This window comes from Pseudogulbenkiania sp. AW2-16 (genome assembly GCF_056824575.1).
Window position 1 is genome coordinate 986,784 of the sequence record NZ_CP157668.1, and the last position, 26,858, is coordinate 1,013,641.

General features: G+C 68.9%; 24 protein-coding genes and 1 riboswitch. Of the genes, 10 read left to right on the forward strand and 14 right to left on the reverse strand.

Annotated elements, in window-relative coordinates; all coding sequences use genetic code 11:
* Positions 1–52 precede the first annotated feature (52 nt).
* Positions 53–1,537 carry a glycerol kinase GlpK gene (glpK, locus tag ABKF58_RS04790; protein ID WP_482583572.1) on the reverse strand — a complete coding sequence of 495 codons (1,485 nt, stop codon included), beginning with the start codon at positions 1,535–1,537 and terminating at the stop codon, positions 53–55.
* Between the two features lie 113 nt (positions 1,538–1,650).
* On the opposite strand from glpK, the gene ABKF58_RS04795 reads away from it, so the two are divergent.
* Complete coding sequence (locus ABKF58_RS04795) at positions 1,651–2,415, forward strand: DeoR/GlpR family DNA-binding transcription regulator (RefSeq protein ID WP_008954616.1); 765 nt, start codon at positions 1,651–1,653, stop codon at positions 2,413–2,415.
* A 119-nt stretch (positions 2,416–2,534) separates the two neighbouring features.
* Complete coding sequence (locus ABKF58_RS04800) at positions 2,535–4,421, forward strand: ribonuclease catalytic domain-containing protein (protein ID WP_482583573.1); 1,887 nt, start codon at positions 2,535–2,537, stop codon at positions 4,419–4,421.
* A gap of 85 nt (positions 4,422–4,506) precedes the next feature.
* On the opposite strand, the gene ABKF58_RS04805 is transcribed toward ABKF58_RS04800, so the two are convergent.
* The 5 genes from ABKF58_RS04805 to ABKF58_RS04825 form a co-directional block, all read right to left on the reverse strand.
* Positions 4,507–5,235, reverse strand: a complete 729-nt coding sequence (locus tag ABKF58_RS04805; protein ID WP_482583575.1) for a CbtA family protein — start codon at positions 5,233–5,235, stop codon at positions 4,507–4,509.
* Positions 5,236–5,251: 16 nt separating this feature from the next.
* On the reverse strand, positions 5,252–5,449 hold the full coding sequence (locus ABKF58_RS04810) for a CbtB domain-containing protein (RefSeq protein WP_482583577.1): 198 nt from the start codon (positions 5,447–5,449) through the stop codon (positions 5,252–5,254).
* Positions 5,450–5,597: 148 nt separating this feature from the next.
* A riboswitch (cobalamin riboswitch) is annotated at positions 5,598–5,804 on the reverse strand.
* Positions 5,805–5,957: 153 nt separating this feature from the next.
* Entirely contained in the window at positions 5,958–7,652 is a 1,695-nt protein-coding gene (locus ABKF58_RS04815) for a DEAD/DEAH box helicase (protein ID WP_482583579.1), read from the reverse strand.
* A gap of 402 nt (positions 7,653–8,054) precedes the next feature.
* Positions 8,055–8,837 carry a DODA-type extradiol aromatic ring-opening family dioxygenase gene (locus ABKF58_RS04820; protein ID WP_482583581.1) on the reverse strand — a complete coding sequence of 261 codons (783 nt, stop codon included), beginning with the start codon at positions 8,835–8,837 and terminating at the stop codon, positions 8,055–8,057.
* 38 nt (positions 8,838–8,875) lie between these two features.
* Positions 8,876–9,283, reverse strand: coding sequence for a DoxX family protein (locus ABKF58_RS04825; RefSeq protein WP_482583583.1), 408 nt, complete (start codon positions 9,281–9,283; stop codon positions 8,876–8,878).
* A 101-nt stretch (positions 9,284–9,384) separates the two neighbouring features.
* On the opposite strand from ABKF58_RS04825, the gene ABKF58_RS04830 reads away from it, so the two are divergent.
* Both ABKF58_RS04830 and ABKF58_RS04835 read left to right on the forward strand, forming a co-directional pair.
* Complete coding sequence (locus ABKF58_RS04830; protein WP_482583585.1) at positions 9,385–10,296, forward strand: LysR family transcriptional regulator; 912 nt, start codon at positions 9,385–9,387, stop codon at positions 10,294–10,296.
* Positions 10,297–10,411: 115 nt separating this feature from the next.
* Positions 10,412–10,957, forward strand: a complete 546-nt coding sequence (locus ABKF58_RS04835; RefSeq protein ID WP_482583587.1) for a YaeQ family protein — start codon at positions 10,412–10,414, stop codon at positions 10,955–10,957.
* 94 nt (positions 10,958–11,051) lie between these two features.
* Here ABKF58_RS04835 and ABKF58_RS04840 read toward each other — a convergent pair whose 3' ends face one another.
* Entirely contained in the window at positions 11,052–12,389 is a 1,338-nt protein-coding gene (locus ABKF58_RS04840) for an NCS1 family nucleobase:cation symporter-1 (RefSeq protein WP_482583589.1), read from the reverse strand.
* 468 nt (positions 12,390–12,857) lie between these two features.
* On the opposite strand from ABKF58_RS04840, the gene ABKF58_RS04845 reads away from it, so the two are divergent.
* Positions 12,858–13,577, forward strand: coding sequence for a GntR family transcriptional regulator (locus ABKF58_RS04845; protein ID WP_482583590.1), 720 nt, complete (start codon positions 12,858–12,860; stop codon positions 13,575–13,577).
* A 166-nt stretch (positions 13,578–13,743) separates the two neighbouring features.
* Complete coding sequence (gene ccoG, locus ABKF58_RS04850) at positions 13,744–15,105, forward strand: cytochrome c oxidase accessory protein CcoG (protein WP_482583592.1); 1,362 nt, start codon at positions 13,744–13,746, stop codon at positions 15,103–15,105.
* On the opposite strand, the gene ABKF58_RS04855 is transcribed toward ccoG, so the two are convergent.
* A complete protein-coding gene (locus ABKF58_RS04855; RefSeq protein ID WP_482583594.1) occupies positions 15,092–16,426 on the reverse strand; it encodes an aminotransferase-like domain-containing protein in 1,335 nt (444 codons plus the stop codon). The two genes, ccoG and ABKF58_RS04855, sit on opposite strands and share 14 nt — an antisense overlap.
* Positions 16,427–16,571: 145 nt before the next feature.
* Between ABKF58_RS04855 and ABKF58_RS04860 the strand changes: the two genes are divergently transcribed.
* Positions 16,572–17,555: a serine/threonine protein kinase gene (locus ABKF58_RS04860; protein ID WP_482583595.1), complete on the forward strand. Its 984-nt coding sequence runs from the start codon at positions 16,572–16,574 to the stop codon at positions 17,553–17,555.
* 93 nt (positions 17,556–17,648) lie between these two features.
* Here ABKF58_RS04860 and ABKF58_RS04865 read toward each other — a convergent pair whose 3' ends face one another.
* Positions 17,649–18,905: an MFS transporter gene (locus ABKF58_RS04865; protein ID WP_482583597.1), complete on the reverse strand. Its 1,257-nt coding sequence runs from the start codon at positions 18,903–18,905 to the stop codon at positions 17,649–17,651.
* A gap of 403 nt (positions 18,906–19,308) precedes the next feature.
* On the opposite strand from ABKF58_RS04865, the gene ABKF58_RS04870 reads away from it, so the two are divergent.
* Complete coding sequence (locus ABKF58_RS04870; RefSeq protein WP_482583598.1) at positions 19,309–20,373, forward strand: porin; 1,065 nt, start codon at positions 19,309–19,311, stop codon at positions 20,371–20,373.
* 107 nt (positions 20,374–20,480) lie between these two features.
* On the opposite strand, the gene ABKF58_RS04875 is transcribed toward ABKF58_RS04870, so the two are convergent.
* The gene (locus ABKF58_RS04875) at positions 20,481–21,530 is read right to left on the reverse strand and encodes a sigma-54-dependent Fis family transcriptional regulator (protein WP_482583600.1); all 1,050 of its coding nucleotides are present in this window, start codon (positions 21,528–21,530) and stop codon (positions 20,481–20,483) included.
* Between ABKF58_RS04875 and ABKF58_RS04880 the strand changes: the two genes are divergently transcribed.
* On the forward strand, positions 21,529–22,170 hold the full coding sequence (locus ABKF58_RS04880) for a M48 family metallopeptidase (RefSeq protein WP_482583602.1): 642 nt from the start codon (positions 21,529–21,531) through the stop codon (positions 22,168–22,170). The genes ABKF58_RS04875 and ABKF58_RS04880 overlap by 2 nt on opposite strands.
* 149 nt (positions 22,171–22,319) lie before the next feature.
* Here ABKF58_RS04880 and ABKF58_RS04885 read toward each other — a convergent pair whose 3' ends face one another.
* From ABKF58_RS04885 to ABKF58_RS04895, 3 genes are all read right to left on the reverse strand, one after another.
* On the reverse strand, positions 22,320–22,448 hold the full coding sequence (locus tag ABKF58_RS04885; protein WP_482583604.1) for a hypothetical protein: 129 nt from the start codon (positions 22,446–22,448) through the stop codon (positions 22,320–22,322).
* Position 22,449: 1 nt separating this feature from the next.
* Positions 22,450–22,857 carry a hypothetical protein gene (locus tag ABKF58_RS04890; protein WP_482583605.1) on the reverse strand — a complete coding sequence of 136 codons (408 nt, stop codon included), beginning with the start codon at positions 22,855–22,857 and terminating at the stop codon, positions 22,450–22,452.
* Positions 22,858–22,958: 101 nt separating this feature from the next.
* The gene (locus ABKF58_RS04895; RefSeq protein WP_008954597.1) at positions 22,959–23,855 is read right to left on the reverse strand and encodes a DMT family transporter; all 897 of its coding nucleotides are present in this window, start codon (positions 23,853–23,855) and stop codon (positions 22,959–22,961) included.
* A 101-nt stretch (positions 23,856–23,956) separates the two neighbouring features.
* On the opposite strand from ABKF58_RS04895, the gene ABKF58_RS04900 reads away from it, so the two are divergent.
* Positions 23,957–24,523, forward strand: a complete 567-nt coding sequence (locus ABKF58_RS04900) for a helix-turn-helix domain-containing protein (protein ID WP_482583606.1) — start codon at positions 23,957–23,959, stop codon at positions 24,521–24,523.
* Positions 24,524–24,714: 191 nt separating this feature from the next.
* On the opposite strand, the gene ggt is transcribed toward ABKF58_RS04900, so the two are convergent.
* Positions 24,715–26,475: a gamma-glutamyltransferase gene (ggt, locus tag ABKF58_RS04905; protein ID WP_482583607.1), complete on the reverse strand. Its 1,761-nt coding sequence runs from the start codon at positions 26,473–26,475 to the stop codon at positions 24,715–24,717.
* Positions 26,476–26,858 lie beyond the last annotated feature (383 nt).

A 26,858-nucleotide genomic window follows, 5' to 3' on the forward strand; every position in this document is an offset into this window, starting at 1 on the left:
GCGATGGTGCCATCGCCCGGATGCCAGCCTCACGAGACGCCGGCGCTACCGCCTAACGGGCCAGGCTTTCCGGCTGGCTCAGGGTGCGCGCCACCGCCACCCGCCAGCCCTGGTACAGCACCGCGCGCCGCTCCTCGCTCATGCCCGGCTCGAAACGCTGCTGGCGCCGCCACAGCGCCGCCAGCTCGTCGAGCGAGCCGTACACCCCCGCCCCCAGCCCCGCCAGGAACGCCACCCCGAGCGCGGTGGTTTCGCTCACCGTCGCGCGCTCCACCGGCACCGCCAGCATGTCGGCCAGGAACTGCATCAGCCAATCGTTGCCGACCATGCCGCCGTCGACGCGCAGGCTGGCGGGGCGCGCCGCGCCGTCGGCCTGCATCGCCTCCATCAGGTCGCGCGTCTGGTAGCACACCGACTCCAGCGCGGCGCGCACGATGTGGGCGATGCCGGAGTCGCGCGTCAGGCCGATGATGGCGCCGCGCGCCAGCGGGTCCCAGTACGGCGCGCCGAGCCCGGTGAACGCCGGCACCAGGTAGACGCCGCCGGTGTCGGCCAGCTGGCGTGCCAGCGTTTCGCTCTCGCCGGCCGAGTGGATGAGCCGTACCGCGTCGCGCAGCCATTGCAGCGCGGCGCCGGCGACGAAGATGCTGCCTTCCAGCGCATAGGTGGTGCGTCCTTCCAGCCGGTAGCACACCGTCGACAGCAGGCGGTGGCGCGACGCCAGCACCTCGCTACCGGTGTTCTGCACCAGGAAGCAGCCGGTGCCGTAGGTGGACTTGATCATGCCCGGCTCGAAGCAGGCCTGGCCGACGGTGGCGGCCTGCTGGTCGCCGGCCAGCGCGGTGATCTTCAGGGGTTGGCCGAACAAGGTGGTGACGCCGTAGTCGGCGACGTTGTCGCGCACCTCCGGCAGCAGCGCGCGCGGGATGGCGAACAGCGCCAACAGCTCGTCATCCCACTCTTGGGTGTGGATGTTGAACAGCAAGGTGCGCGCGGCGTTGCTGGCGTCGGTGGCGTGCACCCGCCCTTCGGTCAGGCGCCACAGCAGGAAGCTATCGACGGTGCCGAACGCCAGCTCGCCGCGCTCGGCGCGTTCGCGCGCGCCGGGGATGTGGTCGAGCAGCCAGGCGAGCTTGCTGGCGGAGAAGTAGGGGTCGAGCACCAGGCCGGTTTTGGCGCTCACCAGCGCGGCGTTGTCCGGCGTGGCGAGCGCCGCGCAGTGCTCGGCGGTGCGCCGGTCCTGCCACACGATGGCCCGATGCAGCACCCGGCCGCTGGCGCGTTCCCACAACAGCGTGGTCTCGCGCTGGTTGGTGAGCCCCAGCGCCACCGGGGTGGCCCCGTGGGCCAGCACCTCGCGCGCCAGCGCCAGCGTGTCGCGCCAGATGTCCTCCGGCTCGTGCTCCACCCAGCCCGGCTGTGGAAAGTGCTGCGGCAGCTCGCGCTGGGCGCGGGCCAGCACCCGGCCCCCTGCGTCGAACAGCATGGCGCGGGTGCTGGTGGTGCCCTGGTCGATTACCAGCAGTGTTGCCGTCATAGGCCGAACTCCTTGCGATTGGCGCGCGGCGCCGACAAAATCGCGCCCCGATTTGCCCGCGGGCGGCGAAATATGTTAATTAACAGACGACAGATTTTCGGAATCGAACCAACATGAGCCGCTCCCCCCGCCACGAAAAGATTCTGCAACTGGTCCGCGAAAACGGCTTCATGCCGATCGAGGAACTGGCCCGCCTGCTCGACGTCACGCCGCAGACCATCCGCCGCGACATCAACCAGCTGTGCGAGGAAAACCTGCTGCGCCGCTACCACGGCGGCGCCGCGCTCGGCAGCAGCGTCGAGAACGAGGACTACGTGGCGCGCAAGGGCAAGCTGCAGAGCGAGAAGGCGTACATCGCCGACATGATCGCCGAGAACATCCCGGACCACGCCTCGCTGTTCATGAGCATCGGCACCACCATCGAGGCCGTGGCCCAGGCGCTCACCGCCAGCCACAAGGGCTTGCGCGTGATCACCAATAATATTCACGTGGCATCGATCATGTCGACCAACCCGGACTTCAACGTGCTGATCACCTCTGGCGTGGTGCGCGCCTCGGACGGCGGCATCACCGGGGTCGCCACGCTCGACTTCATCAACCAGTTCAAGGTCGACTACGCCATCCTCGGCGTCTCCGGCATCGAGCCGGACGGCTCGCTGCTCGACTTCGACTACCGCGAAGTGCGCGTGGCGCAGGCGATGATGAACAACGCGCGCCACCGCTACCTCGCCGCCGACCACAGCAAGTTCGGCCGCAACGCGCTGGTGCGCATGGGCCACATCAGCGAATTCCACGCCGTGTTCACCGACGAAACCCCGCCCGAGCCGCTGGCCAAGATGATGTCCGAACACAACGTGCGCCTGTACCTTGCAGAATAGGCGGCAACCGGCTCCCGGCCAAAGCCCGCCGCGCGCGGGCTTTTTACGCCGGCGCCGCGGCGCCCCGGCCCCTGCTGGTATACTGCAGCGTTTGCAAGCAACAACAAGCCTGACGCGCCATGAACGTTTTTTACGAAGAAAGCGGCAGCTTCAAGGTGGGCGCCGTGGTGTCCCGCAATGACGCCAGCCTGCAGGTCGACACCCTCCACGGCAAACGCGCCAAGATCAAGTCGGCCAACGTGATGCTGGAATTCAACTCGACGCTGGCCGAGTTCCTGCCGGCGGTCGAGAAGCTGGCCGCCGAGATCGACGTCGACTTCCTGTGGGAAGTGAGCGGCCAGGACGAATTCGGCTTCGAGGCGCTGGCCGCCGACTACTGGGGCCACACCCCGAGCGCGGCCGAGGCCGCCGCCATCATCCAGCGCCTGTTCGAGGCGCCGATGTACTTCTACAAGAAGGGCAAGGGGCGCTTCAAGGCGGCGCCGGAAGAGTCGCTGAAGGCGGCGCTGGCCGGCATCGAGAAGAAGAAGCGCGAGCAGGAGCAGATCGACGCCTGGGTGGCCGAGCTGAAATCCGGCCGCCTGCCGGACGCGATCCGCGCCCAGCTGATGACGCTGCTGTTCCGCCCGGACAAGAACACGCTGGAGTTCAAGGCCTTCGACCAGGCCTGCCGCGAGCGCAACCTGCCGCCGGTGCGGCTGGCGGCCGCGGTCGGCGGCATCCCCTCGGTGCCGGACTACCTGATGGCGGGCTTCCTGCTGGAGTACTTCCCCAAGGGCACCGGTTTCGGCCAGTACGCCGCGCCGACGCTGCCGGGCGACGACGAACTGCCGCTCGCCGAGGTGGCCGCGTTCTCGATCGACGACGCCGCCACCACCGAGATCGACGATGCGCTGTCGCTGGTCGCACTGCCCAACGGCAACCAGCGCGTCGGCATCCACATCGCTGCGCCGACGCTGGGCGTGGCGCCCGGTTCGGACATCGAGAAACTGGTGTTCCAGCGCCTCTCCACGGTGTACTTCCCCGGCGACAAGATCACCATGCTGCCGGACGAGCTGGTCGAACAGTTCACGCTGAAGGAAGGCCAGGCCTGCCCGGCGGTGAGCCTGTACGTCGAGGTGACGCCGGAATTCGAGCCGGTCGGCTACGAGAGCCGCATCGAGCGCGTGACCATCGCCGCCAACCTGCGCCACGACCAGCTGGAACAGGTGTTCAACGAACAGACCCTGGCGCACCCGGACGGCGGACCGGACTACGCGTTCAAGCGCGAGCTGACCTGGCTGTGGCAGTTCGCCAACGCGCTGGAGAAGCGCCGCGGCAAGTACGACCCGACGCGTCCGGTGCAGATGGATTACAACTTCAACGTGGTCGACGGCAAGGTGCTGATCACGCTGCGCAAGCGCGGCGCGCCGATGGACAAACTGGTGTCCGAGCTGATGATCCTCGCCAACAGCGAGTGGGGCCGCATGTTGGCCGAAGCCGACATCCCGGCGATGTACCGTGCCCAGAGCATGGGCAAGGTGCGCATGACCACCCGTCCGGAGCCGCACATCGGCCTGGGCGTGGCGCAGTACGCCTGGTCCACCTCGCCGCTGCGCCGTGCCACCGACTTCGTCAACCAGCGCCAGCTCACCGCGATGATCCGCGGCGACAAGCCCGAGTTCGAGCAGGGCAACGCCATGCTGTTCGCCATCCTGCGCGACTTCGACGCCACCTACAGCGCCTACCTCGCCTTCCAGGACCGCATGGAGCACTTCTGGTGCCTGCGCTGGTTCAGCCAGGAAGGCGTCACCGAGCCGACCGCGACGCTGATCAAGGAAGACCTGGTGCGCATCGACGGCCTGCCGCTGCGCCTGCGCGTGCCCGGCCTGCCGGAACTGGCGAGCGGCGACAAGGTGCGCCTGGCGGTGATCCGCATCGACGAGCTGACGCAGGAGATCGAGCTGCGCTACGCCGGCAAGGTCGGCCACGAGGACGTGCCGGTCGAGGAAGACAGCACGGTGTGACCGCAGGCCGGCTTCGGCCAACCTTGAAAACAAAAAAGCCCCGGAATCGCTTCCGGGGCTTTTTCTTTGCGGGACAAGCGCGCGGTTAGCGCGATTCCACCGGGAAGCGCTGCAACAGCCCCCCCAGCACGCCGCCCAGCGCCAGCCACAGCACCGCCGCGGAGGCCAGCGCCGCCAGCATGAAGTCGCTCATCAGGCGCGCGGGCACCAGCGTGTGCACCTCGGCCAGTACCGGCGCGCCGACCAGGTGCGGCAGCGCCGCCAGCGCCAGCGCGCCCGCCGCCCACCGCAGGCGGCGCTGGCTCCAGGCACGATGGAGCCCGAACAGCGCGCCGGCGGTGCAGGCGACGGTGAGCAGCCACCACAGCTGGCGCTGCTGCAGGTCGGCCGCGGGCACGCCCGGCGGCTCCGGCGGCAGGCCCAGCGCCGGCGCCAGCTGGAACACCACGAAGCCCAACGCGCCGAACAACAGGCCGCGCCGCCAGTCGATGTGGCCGAACTGCGACAGCACGGCGCCCAGCAGCAGGGCGTAGCCCATCGCCGCCAGCGTGAGCGAGACCGCGGTGGCGACGGCGCGGTGCGTCTTGTCGTCGGACGGCTCCTCGCTCGCCATCGCCTCGTGCGAGTGTCCCTCGGCCGCCACGGCGTCGTGCGCCGCGTGAACGTGCGCCGTGGCGGTGGCGGCCTCGAGCTGCTGCTCGTAGCCTTCGGCCTGCTCGATCAGCGGCTGGACCAGCGCCAGCTGGACCGGCGTCGCCACCACGCCGGCCAGCAGCCCGGCCAGCAGCGACAGGGCAACAATACGTGCAAACATGACAACCCTTCGCCGGTCAGTGGCAGACGAAGCCCATGGTATGGCGCGTATCGTGGCTCTCGCCGTGGGCGATGCCCGGCGCGAAGCCGACGCCGTAGAGGATCACCGCGCCCAGCAGCGCGGCGCACAGGGCGGCGGAGCGGGCTTTCCAGCGCGCGGCGCTGGCGGGGGCGAACGGGCCGATCGGTCGAGCGGCGGATTTGTGCAACTGCATGTCTATCTCCTGGGTCTTTCCATGGCCCCCCTGTCTCGCGGTGTCGGTTGGCGGCAAGCCGCCGCACAGCGATGGACCGACGATGGCGCGGCAGGGTAAGGGAGGGGCACACTGGAAGAAACGTTAAGCGCACCGCCCTCCGCGGTGCATAGCGTCGTCGCCTTCGGCCGGTCTCCGGGCTCACGAGCAGGGAGCACGCTCCCACGCCGGCGCCTTCCCGGGTGCGACCCCAGTGGCGTGTTGCCGACGCTGACTCGATTACCGTTGCGGGGGCAGCGACGGATTTGCCGATCGGCACACCGTCTTCCCGTTGAAGTTCCCCAGACGGCGGGAAACCTCAAGCCCCGGGCCGATCCGGACCGGGGCACACCGAAAGCTGCTTAAGGATAGCAGAAGCGCACCGGCGGCACGGTCAAAATGCATAGGAAGCAGCGGGACCGGTTGGACCGGGCGAAAAAAACCGCCCCCGGCAAGCGGGTAGCGGTCTGGTGCGGACGCGGGCGGAGCGTCAGCGGTTGCTGTCGCGCTTGGGCGCGAACAGCGCGGCGGTCTGGCGACCGCCCGCCGGCTTGCTGCGGCGCGCCTCGCCCGGGCGGCTGCTGCCCGGACGCTGGTTGCCGTTGTTGGGCTTGCCGCGCGGCGGCATCACGTTGCCGTTCACCTCTTTCGGCGGCGGCGGCATCACGTTGCCGTTGGGCTCGCCACGCTGGCCGTTGGCCGGCGCGGTATGGCGCCCCTTGGGCTGCTGGGAACCGGTGTTGCTCTTGGGCGGACGGGCACCCGGCTGGCGCGCGCCGTCGGCATGCTCGTGGCGACGCCCATTCTGGCCGCCGCTGGCGCCGGCGCTACTACGTGCGTTGCCGGCCTGGCCGTCGCCGCCACGGCGCTGGCCTTGGCCTTGGCCTTGGCCTTGGCCCTGGCCTTGACCCTGACGCGGCTGGGACTGGCCCTGACGCGCGGCTCCCTGGCCTTGACGCGCTCCCTGGCCCTGACGCTGCCCCTGACCTTGGCCTTGGCCACGACGCTGGCCACCCATCAGGATCGGCTCCGGCGTCACCGTCAGATCGGCCTCGTAGCCGGGAACGGTGAACTGCGGGATGTCTTTCTTGATCAGCTTCTCGATGTCCTTGAGGAACTTGAACTCGTCCACGCACACCAGCGACACCGCCTCGCCCTCGTTACCGGCGCGGCCGGTGCGGCCGATGCGGTGCACGTAGTCTTCCGGCACGTTGGGCAGCTCGAAGTTGACCACGTGCGGCAGCTGGTCGATGTCCAGCCCGCGCGCGGCGATGTCGGTGGCCACCAGCACTTGCAGCGTGTTGGCCTTGAAGTCGGCCAGCGCCTTGGTACGCGCGTTCTGGCTCTTGTTGCCGTGAATCGCCGCAGCGCTGATGCCGCTCTTGTCGAGCTTCTCGGCCAGGCGGTTGGCGCCGTGCTTGGTGCGGGTGAACACCAGCACCTGGTGCCAGTCGCCCTGGCTGATCAGGTGGGTCAGCAGCTCGGTCTTCTTGTCGCGGTCGACCAGGTGCACCTTCTGCTCGACCAACTCGTTGGCGGTGTTGCGGCGCGCCACTTCGACCAGCTGCGGGTTGTTCAGCAGGCGGTCGGCGAGCGCCTTGATCTCGTCGGAGAAGGTCGCCGAGAACAGCAGGTTCTGACGCTTGGCCGGCAGCAGCGCCAGCACCTTCTTGATGTCGTGAATGAACCCCATGTCGAGCATGCGGTCGGCTTCGTCCAGCACCAGGATCTCGACCCCGGACAGATCGACGGTCTTCTGACCGGCGTGGTCGAGCAGACGGCCCGGCGTGGCCACCAGGATGTCCAGCGGCTTCCTGAGCGCGGCGATCTGCGGATTGATCCCGACCCCGCCGAACATCACCATCGACTTGTGCGGCAGGTACTTGCCGTAGGTGCGCACCGATTCTTCCACCTGCGCCGCCAGTTCGCGCGTCGGCGTCAGCACCAGGGCGCGCGGGCGGCCCTTGAGGTGGGTCGGCGCCGGGCCGAGGCGGTGCAGCAGCGGCAGGGTGAAGCCTGCGGTCTTGCCGGTGCCGGTCTGGGCTGCGGCCAAGAGGTCGCCGCCCTTGATCACCTGCGGAATAGCCTGCGCCTGGATCGGGGTGGGCGTGGTGTAGCCGGTTTCGGCCACGGCACGCAACAGGGGCTCGGACAGGCCGAGGTCGGTAAATTTGATTTCGGACATGAAAACTCCAGCGACGGCCCAATCGCAGGTTGTGCGACACCAATCCAGGCAGACGTCGATGATGGAAAATGCGGGGGCTTCGGCGTTGAAGCTAGACCGCGCGCCGATTGGCACGACGCGGGAAGGCGACAGTGTACAGGGGTTGGCGCGACAGTGGAACCCGCTGCCGACAGTAAACGCTCAGAACCTATCCCAGTAGGCGAGCGAGCCAAAGCAGGTTGAGTGCCGCCAGCGCACAGGAACCGGAATGGTCATGGAGTACATGAGGATTCCGTATCGCTGAGCGAATCCCTGCGTGCCAAATCTATCGCTGGGCAAATCAAAGATTTGCACGCAGAGATTGGCTCAGCGATGAATTCGCACGCAGTACTGCCGGCACTCAAGATACGAAGGCGCAGTCGCTTAATGGGGTAGGTTCTCACCAAACGCCAGCGCGTCCATGGCGATGCTGCCGTGCTCCATACCGCTATGCAGCACGCTGAGCGGCGTGCCGCCGGCGCCGAGCGCGAAGAACAGCGGCAAGAGGTGCTCGGCGGTGGGATGGTTGCGCCGCGCCTGCGGCGCCTGCCGTTCCCAGTCGAGTACGGCGTCGACGTCGCCTTCGGCCAAGCGCTCGAGCATCCAGCGCTGGAACTCCAGCGCCCACGCTTCGGGGCCGGCGTTCCACGCCACTTCGTACAGGTTGTGGGTGAGGCTGCCGGAGCCGACCAGCAACACGCCCTCCTCGCCCAGCCCCGCCAGCGCCTGACCGAGCCGGTAATGGGTGGCGGCGTCCGCCGCCGGCAGCACCGGCAGGGTCACCACCGGGATGTCGGCGTCGGGGTACATCGCCAGCAGCGGCACCCAGGCACCGTGGTCGAGACCGGGGCGCTCGTCCGGCTGCACCGCGAAGCCGGCTGCGGCGAGACGGCGGTCGATGTCGTCGGCCAGGGCGCGTTCGCCCTGTGCCGGGTACTGCAGCCGGTAGAGCTGTTCCGGGAAGCCGCCGAAATCGTGCACGGTGCGCCAGTGCGCCGCGCTGCCGGCACTCGGCTGCCGTGCCGGGCGGTGCGCCGACAGGCTGACGATGGCGCGCGGGCGGTCGTGGGCGTCGGCCCAGCGCCGCCAGGCGGCCGGCGCGGGCGAGCCGTCGATCAGTACGGTCGGGGCGCCGTGCGAGATGAACAGGCTGGGCAGACGGGACATGGTGTTCTCCTTGGGTCGTTAGTCGATGATACGCCGCGTCAGGCGCGACGGCCGAGCGGCTTGAGCGCGAAGGCGCCGTCGCCAAGCAAGGCCACGCTCAGCGCCGCCGCGCTCAGGAAGGCGGTGTATTCCCAGCCGCCGCCCGGGTTGGTGAAGGCCCAGCCGTTGGCCAGATGCACCAGCAGGGTGGCGCCCACCAGCACCGGGCTCAACAGCAGCGCCACCTGGCGCCCGGCCACGCCAAGGATCAGCAGCACACCGCCGCCGATCTCGGCCACCATGGTGAGCGGGCCGACGAAGCCGGGCAGGCCGAGCGAGGCGAAGAATTGGGCGGTGCCGGCCGGGGTGAACACGAACAGCTTGGTCAGGCCGTGCGCCAGAAACATCAGGCCCAGGCTCAGGCGCAGCAGAAAGGCGGCGTAGGGGGCGGTGCGGGTATCGATCATGGTGGTGCTCCAGTGGGTGGGTATGGACGTATTAAAGCGCTTGCCATCCGCTCGATAAACCCGCCATATTTCACAATATTGATTCCCTGCAAGAAACAATCATGGACCTGATGACCGCCATGCGCGTGTTCCACGCCGTGGCCGACGGCGGCAGCTTCACCCTGGCCTCGGACAAGCTCGGCCTGTCGCGCGGCATGGCCAGCAAGTACGTGAGCTGGCTCGAAGAGCACCTGGGTACCCGCCTGCTCAACCGCACCACGCGCCGGCTGGCGCTGACCGAGAGCGGCACGGACTATCTGGCGCGGGTGGCCAGCATCCTGGCCCAGGTCGACGAAGCCGAGGCGCAGGCCGCCGAAACCAGCCGCGAGCCGGTCGGCACGCTGCGCGTCAGCGCGCCGCTGGCGTTCGGCGTGCGCCGGCTGGGGCCGATCCTGGCCGAGTTCAACGCCCATTACCCGCGCCTGACGGTGGATTTGCTGCTGGAAGACCGCCAGCGCGACATGCTGGAGGACGGTGTCGACCTGACCCTGCGCATCACCACCGACCTCGGCCAGAGCCAGCTGGTGGCGCGCGCGCTGGCGCCGGTACGGGTGGTGGTGTGCGCCGCGCCGGCCTACCTGGCGCGCCACGGCACCCCGGCCACGCCCGCCGAACTCGCCCGCCACCGGTGCCTGCGCTACACCCTGAGCGAGCCGGTGGACGAATGGCGTTTCGGCAGCGAACGGGTCAAGGTCTCCGGCCCGCTCGCCGCTAACAACGGCGACCTGCTGGTGGACGCGGCGCGCCATGGCATGGGTATCATCTGCGAGCCGACCTTCCTGCTCGGCGACGACCTCAAGAGCGGCCGGCTGGTGCCGCTGCTGGAGGGCTACCCGCTGCCCGAATTCCGCCTCTACGCGCTCTACCCGCACCGCCAGTACCTGCCGCGCAAGGTGCGCGCGCTGGTCGATTTCCTGGCCGACCATTTCGCCGGGGAGCCCGACTGGGACGCCTACCGGGCACCGGCGCCATGAGGCGCCGCGCCGCCGTGGCGCTCTGGCCGGCTCAGCGATGGGGGTAGGTTGTCGGCCATCAGAACCGCTACACTAGCGCGCTTTCCCCCTCAACTGCCTGCAACCGGACCCGACCATGGCGCTCAAAGCCACCATCTACAAAGCCGAACTCAACATCACCGACCTGGACCGCAGCTACTACGCCAGCCACAACCTCACCCTCGCCCTGCACCCGTCGGAAACGGTGGAGCGCATGATGCTGCGGCTGGTGGCGTTCGCGCGCCACGCCAGCGACACCCTGGCCTTCACCAAGGGCATCAGCGAGGACGACGAGCCGGACCTGTGGCAGAAGAACTATTCGGACGAGATCGAGCTGTGGATCGAGCTGGGCGAGCCGGACGAGAAGCGCCTACGCAAGGCCTGCGGCCGTGCCGATCAAGTGTGGATCTACAGCTACGGCGGCCGCGCCGCCGACATCTGGTGGCAGGGCATGGAAGGCAAGGCCAGCCGCTTCGAGCATCTGCACGTCGCCGGCGTCAGCCCGGACACGCTGGCGCAGCTGGCGGCGCTGGCCGAACGCAGCATGCAGCTGCAGGTGACGATCCAGGACGGCCAGATCTGGCTGTCGGACAACGTACACAACGTGCTGGTGGAGTTCGTCACGCTGAAGGAAGCGCACTGAGCGCCGCCCGGGGCGCCTCCGCCGGCCGATAAAAAAAGCGGCAGCCAGGGCTGCCGCGTAAACCACCGTTCGAGATAGGTACCAAGGAGAAGACTCAGGAACGGCTTAACACCATCTTGCTGATCGCCTCGGGACAACGTCCCAGCTTCCGGTAGAGCAGCGCCCCGGCAAAACCGCCGATGAACAGCGCGAAGTGGCCGAGGTACTCTCTCAGGCCCGGGGTGTGCGAGCAGATCAGGGCGAGCACGGCCGCCGGCACCAGCGCCTTGATCGCAGCCTTGTTGTAACCGTTCTCGTACCAGTAGGTGTTGCCCGGCTTGTCGCTGTACAGCGCGTCGACGTCGATGCGGCGCTTCTGCACCAGGTAGTAGTCCACCAGCACGATGCCGTACAACGGCCCGATGAAGGCGGCGAGCGAGTCGAGCGTGTAGTGGATCACTTCCGGCGAGTTGAACAGGTTCCACGGCGTGATGAAGATCGAACCGACCGCGGCGATCATGCCGCCCATGCGCCAGCTGATCTTCTGCGGGTTGACGTTGGCGAAGTCGAACGCCGGCGACACGAAGTTGGCCACGATGTTGATGCCGATGGTGGCGGTGATGAAGGTCAGCGCGCCCAGTACGGCGGCCGTGGTGTTGTCGATCAGGCCGACGGTTTCGATCGGGTCCTCGATCAGCTTGCCGAACACCGGCAGCGTGCCCGAGATCACCACCACGGTGACGATCGAGAACAGCAGGAAGTTGACCGGCAGCCCCCAGAAGTTGCCCCGCTTCACTTCGTCCATGCTCTTGGCGTAGCGCGTGAAGTCGCCAAAGTTCAGCGTCGGGCCGGAGAAGTAGGACACCACCAGCACCACGGCGAGCACCATCTGCCAGGCGGCGTCGAGCCCGGTCAGGCGCTTGGTGCTGAGGTCGAAGTTGATGTTGTGCCAGCCGGCCTTGTACACGATGTACGCCATCAGCAGGAGCATCACGGCGTAAACCGCCGGGCCGGCCCAGTCGATGAACTTCTTGATCGCCTCCATGCCGTGCCAGAACACCAGCGCCTGCAGCGCCCACATCGTCATGAACCCCATCCAGCCCAGCGCCGACAGCCCGGCGAACTTGATATGGCCGAGGTACGCCAGTTCCGGGAAGAAGCGCAGCACCACGATCACCAGCGCCGAGGAGGCGAGGTAGGTCTGGATGCCGTACCAGGCCACCGCGATCAGCCCCCGGATCACCGCCGGAATGTTGGCGCCGAACACGCCGAACGACATGCGGCACACCACCGGGTAGGGGATGCCGCCCTGCTGGCTCGGTCGCCCGATCTTGTTGGCCACGTACTGCACGATGCCGATGCCGATGAGCAGGCACACCAGCACCTGCCAGCTCGCCAGTGCCCAGCGCGAACAGGCTGCCGGCGAAGACGTAGCCGCCGACGCTGTGCACATCCGACATCCAGAAGGCGAAGATGTTGTACCAGTTCCAATGCTGGTCCTTGAGCGGACCGAGGTCTTCGTTGTAGAGCCGCTCGCTGTAGCCTTGCGGACACTGGCCGGCGTGGCCGGGGGAATGCGGTTGGTGCATCGAAATTCTCCTTTGCAGTTTTGCTAGTCTTAGAGGCTCTTGCTGGCCTTGTTGCTCTTCATTGTTAGCAGATTTCGTACACGCAACAATAACATTTTCGTATACGCAGTAATAACCAAGCTAGCGCACTGTTTTTACTGAGGTTTTTCTGACACACCTCGGGCGGCTCGGGCATGGGCAGCGGCATTCCGCGCCGCCACCGTCGAAATAGTTGTATACCATTCAATAGAGTTTGGTACACAAACAAATTTGCCAGCGCCATGGGTTCGGCGCCGTTTGCGGGTTAAGATAGTGGCCAGAGTCCTATAGACGACATCAAGGAGTGAGCAACCATGCTTCGGGGACTATCACCCGCTCATCCCCAACGGGGTGAGGAAGGCACCAAGGACGAACTGGTATACGCGCGGCTGTTCACCGCGATCATCGAGCACCGCCTGCAGCCGGGCATGAAACTGCCGGAAGACGCGCTGACCGAGAGCTTCGAGGTCAGCCGCACCGTCATCCGCAAGGCACTGCAGCGCCTGGCGCTGGAGCGCCTGGTGACGATCCTGCCCAAGCGCGGTGCGACGGTGGCCAAACCCACCATCGCCGAGGCGAAGAACATTTTTGCGGCGCGCCAGCTGATCGAGGTGGGCACGCTCGACCAGGTGATCGCGAACATCCGCCCCAGCGATATCGCCGAGCTCAGGGAGATCGCCCGCCAGGAACACGAGGCGCAGCACGTGCGCGACCACCGCCAGGCCATCAAGCTGTCCGGCCAGTTCCACGTGCGCCTGCTGAGCATCGCCGGCAACGACGACCTGACCGACTTCCTGGTGCGCTTGGTGTCGCGCTCGTCGCTGATCATCGCGGTGTACGGTTCGTCGTGGAGCGCCGACTGCAAATGCGACAGCCACGACGCCCTGATCGCCCTGATCGAGGCCGGCGACGCGGCCCAGGCCAAGGCGTGGATGTCGCAGCATCTGAAGGAAGTGGAGTCGGCGCTCGACATGTCGCCGGAGGAAGACAGCGAGCCCGATTTCAAGAAGATCTTCAGCGAGATGGACGGCTAGCGGCCGCCTGGCACGCCACGGGGGCCTGGCGCCGCCCCCAACCCCGGCAAAACCCTGCCGCAGCCCCCACTCGGCCCTGTGTCCGTCATTTTCCCGCGCGCTGTGCCTTATGCGCCGGCACCGCCCCGCCTACCCTGACGCCATCCCGTTTCATGATGGTGTTGCCATGTCCACAGTCCCAGCCCTACCGATCAAGCTCTACCCGCGCCTGACGCGGGGGCGCTTCAACACCTGGCGCGTCGCCTTCGTCGTCGTCACCCAGCTGCTCTACTTCGCCCTGCCCTGGCTGCCATGGCACGGTCGCCAGGCGGTCTGGCTAGACCTGGCGGGCGGACGCTTCCACCTGTTCGGCCTGACGCTGCTGCCGCAGGACATGGTCTACCTCGCCGCGCTGTTGATGGCGAGCGCCTTCGGGCTGTTCCTGTGGACCACGCTGTCGGGCCGGCTGTGGTGCGGTTTTTCCTGTCCGCAGACGGTGTACACCGAGATCATGCTGTGGATCGAGCGCTGGACCGAGGGCAAGCCGGCGGCGCGCCGCGCCCTCGACGCCGCGCCGTGGCGTCTGAACAAGGTGATGCGCAAGGGCGGCAAGCACGTGCTGATGGCGGCGTTCTCGCTGTGGACCGGGCTCACCCTGGTCGGCTACTTCAGCCCGATGCGCGAACTGGCGGCCGGCCTGCCCACGCTCGCCATCGGACCGTGGGAGGCGTTCTGGGCGCTGCTCTACGGCGGCTTCACCTACCTGCTGGCCGGCGTGCTGCGCGAGAAGGTGTGCCTGCACATGTGTCCGTACGCACGCTTCCAGGGCGCCATGTTCGACCCGGACACCCGGCTGGTGGCCTACGACGTGCCGCGCGGCGAACCGCGTGGCGCCTTGCGCAAGGACGCCCAGCCCGGCGTGGCGCGCGGCGACTGCGTCGACTGCGGGCTGTGCGTGCAGGTCTGCCCCACCGGCATCGACATCCGCGCCGGCCTGCAGTACGAGTGCATCGGCTGCGCCGCCTGCGTCGACGCCTGCGACGCGGTGATGGACAAGATCGGCGCGCCGCGCGGGCTGATCCGCTTCACCACCCAGCGCGCCGAGGACGGCGGCGATGGGCGGCCGCGCCGCCTCTGGCAGCGCCCGCGCGTGCTGGTCTACGGCGGGCTGCTGGCGATGCTGCTGGTGCTGACGGCGACCGGCCTGCTGAACCACACGCCGTACAAGCTCGACGTGCTGCGCGACCGCGCCTCGCTGGTGCGGGAGGGCGACGACGGCTGGCTGGAAAACAGCTACAGCCTCAGGGTGATGAACGGCGACGAGCAGGCGCACCGCTTCCGTGTCGAGGTGGCGGGGCTGCCCGGCGCCCGCCTGCGCGACGACGCCCCGGTGCTGGTGCCGGCGCTGACCGTCGCCACGGTCGGGGTGCGGGTGGCGGTCGATCCCGGCACGGTACAGCGCGGCAGCCAGCCGTTGCGCTTCGTGCTGCGCGCCGTCGACGCGCCGCACCGCTACGTCAGCGCCGACAGCAGCTTCATCGGCGAGTGAGCGCCGCCGCCAGCCAGTCCAGCGCGGCGAGCTGCCGGCCGGGCTCGACGTAGCTCAGGTTGAGGCGCAGGGCGTGGCGGCCGGCGCCGTCGGGGTGGAACAACGCGCCGGGCGCGAAGTGCAGGCCGTGCGCCTGCGCCTCGGCCAGCAGCGTCTGGCTGTCCGGCCCCGCGTCCTGCTCCAGCCACAGGAAGTAGCCGCCTTGCGGGCATGACAGCCGCACCGTCGGCGGCAGCCGCTCCGCCAGCGCCTGGCGCAGCGCGGCGGCGCGGTCGGCCAGTTGCTGGCACAGCCGGCGCAGGCCGGGCGGGTCGCCGCCGTCGGCCAGCAGTTCGGCGATCGCCATCTGGTTGGGCAGCGGCGAGGCCAGCGTGGTGCTGACCTTGAGCCGGCACACCGCGTCGAGGTAGCGCCCCGGCGCGATCCAGCCGACGCGGTAGCCGGGTGCCAACGACTTGGAGAAGGTGGCGCAGTACAGCACCCGCCCGGCGGTGTCGCGCACCTTGAACGGCGCCGGGGCCGGCGCCGCGAACGCCAGCTGGCGGTAGGCGTCGTCCTCGATGAGCGGCACGTCGTAGCGCTCGGCGAGCTGCCACAAGGCGTCACGCGCGGCGTCGCTCAGGCACTGCCCGGTGGGATGCTGGAAGTTGGCCATCACCGCGATGCCGTGCACCCGGCCTTCGGCCAACCCTTGCGCCAAGGGCGCCAGGTCGAGCGCGCCGTCGAGCCCGACCGGCAGCGCCAGGGTGGCGATGCCGTGCTGCGCCAGCACCCCCAACAGACCGGGGAAGGCCGGCGTGGTCACCGCCAGGCACGGCGCCGCCAGCGCGTGCGTCACCACCTGCACCGCCAGCGCCAGCGCTTCCATGCCGCCGCAGGTGATCACGAGCTGGTCCCAGTCGAGCGCCATGCCCTCGGCGTGGCAGCGGCGCGCCAGTTGGCGCCGCAGCGCGTCCAGCCCGAGCAGTTCGTGCCGCGCCAGCAGCTCGGGGTAGCGCCGTTGCACGCGCACGAAGGCCTGCGCCAGCGCGCGGCCGTCGAACAAGGCCGGATTGATGAACGGCGACCCCCACGGCAACAGCGGGGCCAGGTTGGCCGAAGCCGGTGCCGCGCCGCCCGGCGCCACGCGGAACCCGGCACGCGGCAGCGCCTCGACGTAGCCCTGCCGCTCCAGCTCGTAGTAGGCGCGCTTGGCGGTGTTCATGCCGACGCCGTGGGTCTCGCACAGGCGGCGCAGCGACGGCAGCGCGTCGCCGGCGCGGTAGCTGCCGTGCTCGATGGCGGCAACGAAAAAATCGACCAGCGTGGCGTACTTGGACATCGGTCCACTTCAAGACAACGGGAAAGACCCGCAGTGTAGCGGAGAATCCCCCGTCCCGGCCGCAAGGGGCGTGCCCCGGCCAGGCCCGCCCGGCCACCACGCGACGCGTCCGCGCTCGGCGTGGCGGAGGTCGTATAATGCAGCCATGACCACATCACCTCCCTTTGCCGGGCTCACCCCGGACTGCCTGCTGAACGCGCTGGAAGGCCTCGGCCTGCCGGTGAACGGCCAGCTCCTGGCGCTCAACAGCTACGAAAACCGCGTCTACCAGGTCGGCCTGGACGACGCGCCGCCGCTGGTGGCCAAGTTCTACCGCCCCGAGCGCTGGAGCGATGCGCAGATCCTGGAAGAGCACGCCTTCGTGGCGGAACTGGCCGGCCACGAGATTCCGGTGGTCGGCGCACTCGGCATCGCCGGCAGCACGCTGCATCAGCACGCCGGCTTCCGCTTCGCGCTGTTCCCGCGCCGCGGCGGACGCGCCCCGGAGCTCGACCGCCCGGACACGCTGCAATGGCTGGGACGCTTTCTCGGCCGCATCCACGCCGTCGGCGCGGTGACGCCGTTCGCGCTGCGGCCGACGCTGGACGCGGCGAGCTTCGGCGCGGAGCCGCTGGCCTTCCTGGCCGACTGCCCGTTCATCCCGGACGAGTTGCGCGCGGTGTACCTGGGCGTGGCGCGCCAGGCGCTGGACGGCGTGGCGCGCGGCTACGACCGCGCCGGCGCCATCACGCTGCGCCGCCTGCATGGCGATTGCCACGCCGGCAACGTGCTGTGGACCGAGGCCGGGCCGCACTTCGTGGATTTCGACGACTGCCGCATGGGGCCGGCGGTGCAGGATCTGTGGATGCTGCTGTCGGGGGAACGCAGCGAGCAGAGCGCCCAGCTGGCCGACCTGCTGGCGGGGTACGAGGATTTTTGCGAGTTCGACACGCGCGAGCTGTACCTGGTCGAGGCGCTGCGCACGCTGCGGCTGATCCACTACAGCGCCTGGCTGGCGCGGCGCTGGCACGACCCGGCGTTTCCGGCCGCCTTCCCGTGGTTCGACAGCCCGCGCTACTGGCAGGACCAGATCCTGGCGCTGCGCGAGCAGATCGCGCTGATGGACGAAGCGCCGCTGTGGCCGGTGTGAGCGCATTGCACTGAGCCGCCGCGGCGCGACGCGCCGCCCTCCCGCAACGCCCCCCTGCCGCGCCCGCCACGCGGCGCGAAGCAAGGCGGGGCCTCAGCCGGCGGCGTCGGCGGCGGGCCCCTGCACCAGGCGGTGACGCTGCGCCAGCGTCGGAAACAGCCGCATCCACAGCGCCGCCACCAACAGCGTCCCCACCCCGCCCGCCACCACCGCCGGCACCGTGCCCAACAGCGCCGCGGTGGCGCCGGACTCGAACTCGCCCAGCTGGTTGGAGGCGCCGATGAACAGCGAATTGACCGCGCTGACCCGGCCGCGCATCTCGTCCGGGGTCTCCAGCTGCACGAAGGTGGTGCGGATCACCACGCTGATCATGTCCGACGCCCCCAATACCGCCAGCGCCGCCAGCGACAGGCCGAACGAGGTCGACAGGCCGAAGGCGATGGTGGCGAGCCCGAACACCGCCACCGCCGCGAACATCACCCGCCCCACCCGCTCGGCGATCGGGAAGCGCATCAGCCAGGCCGACATCATCAGCGCGCCCACCGCCGGCGCCGAGCGCAGCAGCCCCAGCCCCCACGGCCCGGTGTGCAGGATGTCGCGCGCGTAGATCGGCAGCAGCGCGGTGGCCCCGCCCAGCAGCACCGCGAACAGGTCGAGCGAGATGGCGCCGAGGATGTCGGGCCGGCTCTTGATGAAGCGCACCCCCACCAGCAGCGAATCGAGCGTCATGCGCTGCTGCGAGGGCTCCGACGGGCGCACCGCCAGCCGCGACAGCAGCAGCGCGCCGCCGAGGTAAAGCGTCAGGTCGAGGCCGTAGGTGAACTCGGCCCCCAGCGCGTAGAGGAAGCCGCCCAGCGCCGGCGCCAGGATGGTGGCCGCCTCGTTGGCCGAAGCGGCCGCCGCCACCGCCGGCGGCAGCAGCGCGGGCGGCACCACGTTGGGCAGCAGCGCCTGCATCGCCGGCATGTCGAAGGAGCGGCAGGTGCCGATCAACACCGACAGCGCGAAGATCAGCTCGCGGCTCACCGCGAAGCCGGCGTGCGCGCTGCCCAGCCCCAGCAGCGCCGCCACCGCGGCCTGCACCAGCAGGCTCACGGTGACGATGCGCTGGCGGTCGAAGCGGTCCACCACCGAGCCCACCACCAGCACCAACAGCACCCGCGGCAGGAACTGCAGCAAGCCCACCAGGCCCAGGTCGAGCGCGCTGCCGGTAAGCGAGTACACCTGCCAGCCGATGGCGACGGTGAGGATCTGGAAACCGCTGGTGAGGCAGACGCGGGTCAGCCAGTACCGCCAGAACGGCCGGAAACGACGCAGCGAAACCGGCACGGCCGGCGAGGCAGGGTTCATGGGCGGGCAAGGAAATGACGGGGGAGGCCACAGCGTACCCTTGCCCCGCCGCGAGCGCCAGCCCGGGACGGCGTTGCAGACTGGCGCAACGGCCGGCATGGAACACTGTACCAGGCTGACACAGTGTTGCACTTCGCCACAGCGGCCGCGCCCCGCCAGGCCCGGCGCGGCCGGGCCGGAAACGCCCCCGGCGCCGTCGGACCGACACAAACCCCATTGGTTTCAACGAGATAGCGCATCACATACCAAAGTCGTAGACGGTTTTCCCCGGCGTGGGAATGGCGCTTGCAGCTGGCGCCCGGCAGTCGCCTCGTTTGCCACCGGAATGGAGAAACCATGAAAACCAGAACTCAAACCACCCTGCTCGCCAGCCTCGTCGCCGCCCTGTTCGCCAGCCAGTGCCATGGCCCTGGAGATCTACAACGACAAGGGCTGGACGCTCGACATCAGCGGCTCGGTCAACGCCTTCTACACCACCAGCAAGGCCGACAACGCCGAACGCAGCAGCCAGATCGAGAACGGCCTGTTGCCGGGCTACTTCAACATCACCGCCGCCACCAAGCAGAAGGGCCTCGACATCAAGGGCGTGATCGGCATGTGGCCGGGCATCGATTCCGACTCGCCGGCCTTCGCCGGCACCACCTCCGGCGTCGGCAAGTCCACCGTGGACGCGCGCACCAACTACCTGAGCTTCGGCAACGACAAGATCGGCACCTTCAAGTTCGGCCGCGATATCGGCCTGTTCCAGTCCAACGCCATCCTCAACGACATGACGCTGATCGGCGTCGGCGGCGGCGCCGGGCTGGCGCGCAACATCAACACCACGCTGGGCGGCATCGGCGCCGGCTACATCTACGCCGAGTTCCAGCCGCAGATCACCTACACCACGCCGGACTACAACGGCTTCCACGCCAGCTTCGGCGTGTTCGACAACAAGGACGTCGACAGCACCGGCACCACCGGCAGCCATCCCGGCTACCAGGGGCTGGCCGAGTACGGCTTCAAGAGCAACGCCGCCTCGGGCAAGGCCTGGCTCGGCTTCGTCAACCAGCAGTTCACCCGCATCCGCGACAACAACGCCACCGGCTTCGAACTGGGCGCCAAGGCCGACATCGGCAACGTCGGGCTGATGGCGCAGGGCTTCAACGGCAAGGGCATCGGCGACACCATCCTGTTCTCCGGCGGCACCGACGCCGACGGCAACAACCGCCGCTCCAACGGCTACCTGGCGCAGGCCACCTACAAGATCGACGACCTGAAACTGGGCGTGAGCTACGGCGAGAGCCGCACCAAGGCCACCAGCGAAGAAGGCAGCGGCTACATCAACCGCGTCGCCGGCACCACACTCGGCGCCTACTACAGCCTGACGCCGAACCTGACCCTGGTGGGCGAACTGAACCGCCGCCGCAACAAGGTCACCGACATCGACACCGACAGCGTGTCGCTCGGCGCCATCCTGTTCTTCTGAGGCGAATGACCCGCCCGCCGCGCGGCGGGCGGGGCACCAACGCCGCAAGCCCGACGTTCCTCTCCGGAGCGTCGGGCTTGTGCCGTTTTGGGGGGCGAAGCGCGCCGTCAGCGCGGCGCCGGCTTGAGGCGGCGGTACAGGGTGTTACGGCTGACCCCGAGGCGGCGCGCCGCGGCGCTGACGTTGCCGTTGCAGTCGGCCAGCACGCGGCGCATCAGCTGCAGCTCGACCTCGGCCAGGCGCTCGCCGTGGGGGGCGCTGGCACGGGGCGGCGCGGCGGACGGTGCCTCGACCTCCTCGACCCCGGCCGCCGGCACGGCCTCCAGCAACTCCTCGGGCAGGTGGCTCGGCAGCAGGGTCTCGCCCGGTTCCAGCAGCGCGCACAGGGTGCGCAGCACGCCGTGCAGCTGGCGCAGGTTGCCGGGCCAGGGGTAGCGGGCGAACGCCTGCCACACCGCCGGCGCCACCGCCACCGGCCGCCCCCCGCACTCGTCCGCCAGCAGTTGCGCCACCAGCGGCACCAGGTCGCTGCGCTCGCGCAGGGGCGGCAGCGCCAGGCGCACGCCGTTGATGCGGTAGTAGAGGTCGGCGCGGAAGCGGCCCGCCGCCACCGCCTCGGGCAGGGCGCGGTGGGTGGCGCACAGCAGCGAGAAGTCGACCGGCAGGACACGACTGGAGCCGAGCGGCGTCACCTCGCGTTCCTGCAGCACGCGCAGCAGGCGCGCCTGCAGGGCGAGCGGCATGTCGCCGATCTCGTCGAGAAACAGCGTGCCGCCGTTGGCCTGCAGCAGCTTGCCGACGTGGCCGCGCCGGCGCGCGCCGCTGAAGGCGCCCTCCTCGTAGCCGAACAGCTCCGATTCGATCAGCCCTTCCGGGATCGCGGCGCAGTTGACCGCCACGAAGGGCCGGTCGAAGCGCGACCCGCTGCGGTGGAAGGCACGCGCGAACAGCTCCTTGCCGGTGCCGGTCTCGCCTTCGATCAGCAGCGGAATGTCCTTGCCGACCAGGCGCAGCGCGCGGCGCGCCACCGCCGCGAGCCCGGGGTCGCCGGCGAGGAAGTCGTCCAGCGTGCGCGGCCGGCCACCGCCGAAGGCCGAGCGTCCGGTCTCCGCCGCAGGCGGCGCCGCGACCGGCGCGTGATGTTGCAGATAAGCCATGCAGTCTCTCCCTGTCGCCGGGCTCGCCGTCTTCCGCGAAAGACGCCCGGTCTCTCCTGCTTTGTACAAGGGAGCGCGCCGCCTCACCATTCATCTTTGGTCGGGGATGGGTGGCACCGCGCTACAATGGCGCATGTCCGACTTTCCCTATCTCGCCGGCTACCCGCCGGCGCTGCTCGAGCGCGTGCGTGCGCTGGTCGCCGACCGGCGCCTGGGCACCTGGCTGGCCGAGCGCTACCCGGAGCGCCACGCGGTGCAGACCAACCGCGCGCTGTACCAGTACCTGGCCGAGCTGCGCCAGCGCTACCTGAAGAACGCCACGCCGCTGGCCAAGGTGCTGTACGACAACCGCCAGCACCCGGTGCACGGCACCCTCGGCACCAATACCTTCGTGGCGCGGGTGCAGGGCGGCAAATTGAAGAGCAAGAACGAGATTCGCATCGCCACGCTGTTCCGCGAGGCGCCGCCGCAGTTCCTGAAGATGATCGCGGTGCACGAGCTGGCGCACCTGAAGGAGAAGGAGCACAACAAGGCGTTCTACCAGTTGTGCTGCCACATGGAGCCGGACTACCACCAGCTGGAATTCGACCTGCGGCTGTGGCTCACCGCGCGCGAGCTGAACCTGATGCAACCCGGCTGAGCGCCCGGCGCGACGGCGAAAAGGTTGGCCGAAGACCCGGGCCTTCGGCCAACCCTGGTCAGAACCGGCTCACGATTTTTTGACGAGCGGCACGGGGCCGGTCGTACCCGGCCGCTGCCGCCCTAAGCGCATGAACAGGTTCTGACGACTCAGTAGTTGGTGGTGTTCGCCGCCGGCGCACTGGCCGCCGGCTGGGCGTTGACCGTCATCTTCAGACGCCGGCCCGGATCGCTGGGCAGCGTCACGGTGTTGCGCTGGCCGTGGTATTCGTAGGTCACCTCATAACCGGTCAGTTCCTCGCGCTGCGACGGGTGGCACACGGTGCGCGACGCCGTGGTCGGACGCGCGCCCTGAGTGTTGCGCGCGATCTGCTGCCCGGCCATGGCGCCGCCGATGGCGCCGACGATGGTGGCCGCGGTCTTGCCCTTGCCGCCGCCGACCTCGGTGACCCAGCACCCCGCCGACCAGGCCGCCCAAGAGCGCCCCGCCGTTCTCCGCCGTCACCATGCCCTCCAGGCCGCCGCTCGGGGCCGGCGCCGCGACCGGTTCGTTGACCTGCTCGCAGTTATCGTCCTTGACGGTCTGGTAACGCGGCTCGCTCTTCAGCACCGTGGCGTAGTCGGTAAAGGTCATCGCTTGGGCGCTGCCGGCGGCAACGAGCAGCGTGGCGATCAGCATTCTTTTCATTATCGGGATTCTCCAGAGTCGGCAATCCGCCTTCAGAGGCGGCGGTGACGGCCAGTATAAGGAGACGATATGTATGCCTTGTAAATAGTTGTTAACGGATGTTAAGCCCGCCGCTTGCCCAGCTCGGCCACCAGCACGCTGGCCACGATCAGCGCAGCGCCGCACAGCGCCGGCACGGTGAGCGGCTCGCCGGCGAGCCAGCCCACCAGCCCGCCCCACACCGGCTCCATGGCGTAGATCAGCGTGGCGCGCGTGGCCGGCACCGTCTGCTGCGCCCAGTTCATCGCCACCTGGATCAGCGTGGTGGCCAGCCCCAGCCCGAGCACGCAGCCGATCAGCCCCGGCGTCGGCTGCGGCGCGGCCTCGCCGGTCGCCAGCATCAACAGCGTCGCCAGCAGCGCCACCGTCAGCAGCTGAACCACGGCCATGCGGCGCGGCTCGCAGCCCCCGGCGTAGCGGCCGAGCAGGCAGATTTCCAGCGCGATCATCGCCGCTCCGGCCAGGGTCAGCGCCTCGCCGAGGCCGAACGACCACTCCAGGCCGCGCGGGTCGGACAGCAGCACCAGCCCGCCGAACGCCACCGCGATGCCGAGCCAGGCCGCCAGCGGCGGCGGACGGCGGAACAGCAGCAGCATGATCAGCGGCACCAGCGGCACGTAAAGCGCGGTGAGGAAGGCCGACTTGCTGCTGGCGATCAGGCCGAGCCCCATGGTCTGCAGGCCGTAGCTACCGCACAGCACCGCCCCCATCAGCACCCCGGCGCGCAGTTCGGCGCGGGTCAGGCCGCGTAGCTGGCGCCACGACAGCAGCAAGGCCAGCGCCCCGGCCACGCCGAAGCGCAGCGCGACGAAGCCGAACGGCCCGGCCCATTGCAGCGCGGTCTGCACCGCGAGGAAGGTGCCGCCCCAGACCACCGTGATCAGCAGCAAGACCAGGTCCGGCAGGCGCGAGGGACGCGCCCCGGAAGGCAAGGGCAAGGTGGCGCTGGATGAGGTCATGACGGAACTCCACGGGAAGGAAAGCGAGGGTCGATTGCGGCGAAACGGCTCAGTGCACTATACTGCACATATCGCTCAATGTGCAATATAGTGCTCACACCATGCCCGACACTCCCCCGCAAGTGCTGCTCGATGTTTCGGTCAACCTGCGCCAGGCGCGCCAGACGCTGGGCTGGAGCCAGGACAAGCTCGCCACCGCCGCCGGCGTCAGTCGCCGCATGCTGGTCAACATCGAGGCCGGCGACAGCAACGTCAGCCTGGCCACGCTCGACCGCCTCGCCGCCGCGCTCGGCCTGTCGTTCGCCGAACTGGTGCGCCCGCCCGCGGCCAACCCGCGCCAGCCGGCGGCCCCGGTCACGGTGTGGCAGGGCCGGCACCCCGACAGCCACGCCAGCCTGCTGCAAAGCCTGGGCAGTGCCGGCCGCACCGTCGAGCTGTGGCTCTGGCAGCTCGCCGCCGGCGAACGCTACGACGCCGAAGCCGACCCCGCCGGCAGCCACGAGATGCTGTACGTCATCGCTGGCGAGCTGGAGCTGGAACGCGCCGGCACGCGCCAGCGCCTCGCCCCCGGCGACTCGCTGGCCTTCGCCTCCGACGAGCGCTACGCCTACCTCAACCCCGGCGCCGTGCCGGTGCGCTTCACCAAGAACGTGCTGCTGGCGCGCTGAGGCGCGGGCATGCAAAAAGCCGCGTCCCGAGGGAGCGCGGCTTGGCGTGCAAACAGCAAGACGGCGGATTCCGTCACTGACCGGGAGCGGCCCGGCTGCGCCGGGTCCGGCAGCGTCGGAACAGGGCGCGTTGTCAGCCGCCGGAAAGCCGCGTCCCGCAGGAACGCGGCTGGCCGCCAACAGGTCCCGGCTCAGTAGCCGAGCGTGGCGCCGTCCGGGTTGCGCGGGTCGGAGTAGCCGTACAGGCCGTCGTCGCGCAGCTGGATGGTCTGGGTGCGGCCCATGGTCGGCTGCACCGACACCTTGTAGCCCTGCTTCTGCAGGATCGCCATGGTGTCCGGGCTCAGGCCCTTCTCGACGCGCAGCACGTCCGGCAGCCACTGGTGGTGCACGCGCGGCGTCGACGCCGCCTCCGCCGGGTTCATACCGAAGTCGATGGCGTTGACGATGGTCTGCAGCGTGGTGGTGATGATGCGCGCACCGCCCGGGCTGCCGGTCACCAGCCACGGCTTGCCGTTCTTCAGCACCAGCGTCGGCGACATCGACGACAGCGGACGCTTGCCCGGCTGGATGGCGTTGGCGTCGCCGCCGATCAGGCCGTAGGCGTTGGGCACGCCCGGCTTGGCGGAGAAGTCGTCCATCTCGTCGTTGAGCAGGATGCCGGTGCCACGGGCGACGATGCCGCTGCCGAAGTTCAGGTTCAGCGTGTAGGTCACCGCCACCGCGTTGCCCTTGGCGTCGACGATCGAGTAGTGCGTGGTCTGGTCGCTTTCATACGGCTGCGGCTTGCCCGGCTTGATGGCGGAGGCCGGCAGCACCTTGACCGGGTCGATCTTCTGCGCCAGCTCGTCGGCGTACTTCTTCGAGGTCAGCCCCTTCACCGGCACCTTGACGAAGCCCGGATCGCCCAGGTATTCGGCGCGGTCGGCATAAGCCAGCTTCATGGCCTCCGCCATATGGTGGATGGTCTGCGCGCTGTTCACGCCGTACTGCGCCAGCGGGTAGCGCTCCAGCATGTTGAGGATCTGGATGATGTGGGTGCCGCCCGAGCTCGGCGGCGGCATCGACACCACCTGGTAGCCACGGTACTCGCCGCGCACCGGCGCGCGCTCTTCCACCTTGTAGTTCCTGAGGTCGTCCTTGCCGATCAGGCCGCCGTGCTGCGCCATCTCGGCCACGATCTTGTCGCCGATCTCGCCGTTATAAAAGACCTTGCTGCCGTGCTTGGCGATCAGCCTGAGCGACTTGGCCAGGTCCTTCTGCACCAGCTTGTCGCCCAGCTGCAGCGGGCGGCCGTTCTTGAAGAAGATGGCGCGCGTGCTGTCCCACTTGCCGAGGTTGTCCTTCTCCACTTCCAGCATCTTGGCCATGGTCGGGCTCACCACGATGCCGCCTTCGGCCAACTTGATCGACGGCGCGATCAGGTCCGCCAGCTTCATCGTGCCCCAGCGCTTGAGCGCGTGCTCCATGCCGGCCACCGTGCCCGGCACGCCGACGGCGAGGTGGGTGTAGGTCGAGCGGCCCTCGGCGACGTTGCCCTTCTCGTCCAGGTACATGTCGCGGCTGGCCTTGGCCGGGGCGATCTCGCGGAAGTCGAGCGCCACGTCATGGCCGCTCTTGGCGTCGTGCAGCACCATGAAGCCGCCGCCGCCGAGGTTGCCGGCGTTGGGCAGCACCACCGCCAGCGCGAAGCCCACCGCCACCGCGGCGTCGACGGCGTTGCCGCCGCGCTTCAACACGTCCAGGCCGATGCGGCTGGCCAGCTCCTGCTCGGCGGCGACCATGCCATGCCCGGCGTAGACGGGGTGGAAGATGTCCTGATCGTAGTCGTACTTGACCACCGGGGCGGCAACCGGGGCTTCGGCCTGCGAGGCGACCGGGGCAAAGGCCAGCGCCAAGCCCAAGGCCATGGCGCCGAGCGCGAAGGGACGACGGATACGGGAAGACAGCATGAATGACTCTCCTTTGTTGACGGCATCGGCCAGGGCGTCGGTGCGCCCTGGTCAGGGGTGGCGGGCGCGTCGTAGCGCTGCTAGCGACGGCGCGGACGTGCCCGGTGAAGCGGCAGGCTCTGCGGCCTGCTGGTATTTCAACCCCGCCGACGCTGCATGATTCATGCCCGCCATGACATCACCATCGGCGGTGCTAACTTCTTCATTCTATGACGTAAGATTTTGAATGAAACCGGCACGCGTTCGGATAACCGTCATTTGACGAGGCATGGCGCACGGAAAACCGAACGCGCCGTCCCGCTGCGCGGTGAATAAGCTACCTCGCCGGGCCCGGCTCTCTATACAATAGCCACCTTGTTGATTGGTAAAGGCTTCTGCCGCGC

What these genes read in the sequence shown, in the direction of transcription:
- glpK (WP_482583572.1), bottom strand. Translation starts at nt 1,537, where the DNA reads ATGACGGCAACACTGCTGGTAATCGACCAGGGCACCACCAGCACCCGC.
- ABKF58_RS04795 (WP_008954616.1), top strand. Translation starts at nt 1,651, where the DNA reads ATGAGCCGCTCCCCCCGCCACGAAAAGATTCTGCAACTGGTCCGCGAA.
- ABKF58_RS04800 (WP_482583573.1), top strand. Translation starts at nt 2,535, where the DNA reads ATGAACGTTTTTTACGAAGAAAGCGGCAGCTTCAAGGTGGGCGCCGTG.
- ABKF58_RS04805 (WP_482583575.1), bottom strand. Translation starts at nt 5,235, where the DNA reads ATGTTTGCACGTATTGTTGCCCTGTCGCTGCTGGCCGGGCTGCTGGCC.
- ABKF58_RS04810 (WP_482583577.1), bottom strand. Translation starts at nt 5,449, where the DNA reads ATGCAGTTGCACAAATCCGCCGCTCGACCGATCGGCCCGTTCGCCCCC.
- ABKF58_RS04815 (WP_482583579.1), bottom strand. Translation starts at nt 7,652, where the DNA reads ATGTCCGAAATCAAATTTACCGACCTCGGCCTGTCCGAGCCCCTGTTG.
- ABKF58_RS04820 (WP_482583581.1), bottom strand. Translation starts at nt 8,837, where the DNA reads ATGTCCCGTCTGCCCAGCCTGTTCATCTCGCACGGCGCCCCGACCGTA.
- ABKF58_RS04825 (WP_482583583.1), bottom strand. Translation starts at nt 9,283, where the DNA reads ATGATCGATACCCGCACCGCCCCCTACGCCGCCTTTCTGCTGCGCCTG.
- ABKF58_RS04830 (WP_482583585.1), top strand. Translation starts at nt 9,385, where the DNA reads ATGGACCTGATGACCGCCATGCGCGTGTTCCACGCCGTGGCCGACGGC.
- ABKF58_RS04835 (WP_482583587.1), top strand. Translation starts at nt 10,412, where the DNA reads ATGGCGCTCAAAGCCACCATCTACAAAGCCGAACTCAACATCACCGAC.
- ABKF58_RS04840 (WP_482583589.1), bottom strand. Translation starts at nt 12,389, where the DNA reads ATGTGCACAGCGTCGGCGGCTACGTCTTCGCCGGCAGCCTGTTCGCGC.
- ABKF58_RS04845 (WP_482583590.1), top strand. Translation starts at nt 12,858, where the DNA reads ATGCTTCGGGGACTATCACCCGCTCATCCCCAACGGGGTGAGGAAGGC.
- ccoG (WP_482583592.1), top strand. Translation starts at nt 13,744, where the DNA reads ATGTCCACAGTCCCAGCCCTACCGATCAAGCTCTACCCGCGCCTGACG.
- ABKF58_RS04855 (WP_482583594.1), bottom strand. Translation starts at nt 16,426, where the DNA reads ATGTCCAAGTACGCCACGCTGGTCGATTTTTTCGTTGCCGCCATCGAG.
- ABKF58_RS04860 (WP_482583595.1), top strand. Translation starts at nt 16,572, where the DNA reads ATGACCACATCACCTCCCTTTGCCGGGCTCACCCCGGACTGCCTGCTG.
- ABKF58_RS04865 (WP_482583597.1), bottom strand. Translation starts at nt 18,905, where the DNA reads ATGAACCCTGCCTCGCCGGCCGTGCCGGTTTCGCTGCGTCGTTTCCGG.
- ABKF58_RS04870 (WP_482583598.1), top strand. Translation starts at nt 19,309, where the DNA reads ATGGCCCTGGAGATCTACAACGACAAGGGCTGGACGCTCGACATCAGC.
- ABKF58_RS04880 (WP_482583602.1), top strand. Translation starts at nt 21,529, where the DNA reads ATGCAGTCTCTCCCTGTCGCCGGGCTCGCCGTCTTCCGCGAAAGACGC.
- ABKF58_RS04875 (WP_482583600.1), bottom strand. Translation starts at nt 21,530, where the DNA reads ATGGCTTATCTGCAACATCACGCGCCGGTCGCGGCGCCGCCTGCGGCG.
- ABKF58_RS04890 (WP_482583605.1), bottom strand. Translation starts at nt 22,857, where the DNA reads ATGAAAAGAATGCTGATCGCCACGCTGCTCGTTGCCGCCGGCAGCGCC.
- ABKF58_RS04895 (WP_008954597.1), bottom strand. Translation starts at nt 23,855, where the DNA reads ATGACCTCATCCAGCGCCACCTTGCCCTTGCCTTCCGGGGCGCGTCCC.
- ABKF58_RS04900 (WP_482583606.1), top strand. Translation starts at nt 23,957, where the DNA reads ATGCCCGACACTCCCCCGCAAGTGCTGCTCGATGTTTCGGTCAACCTG.
- ggt (WP_482583607.1), bottom strand. Translation starts at nt 26,475, where the DNA reads ATGCTGTCTTCCCGTATCCGTCGTCCCTTCGCGCTCGGCGCCATGGCC.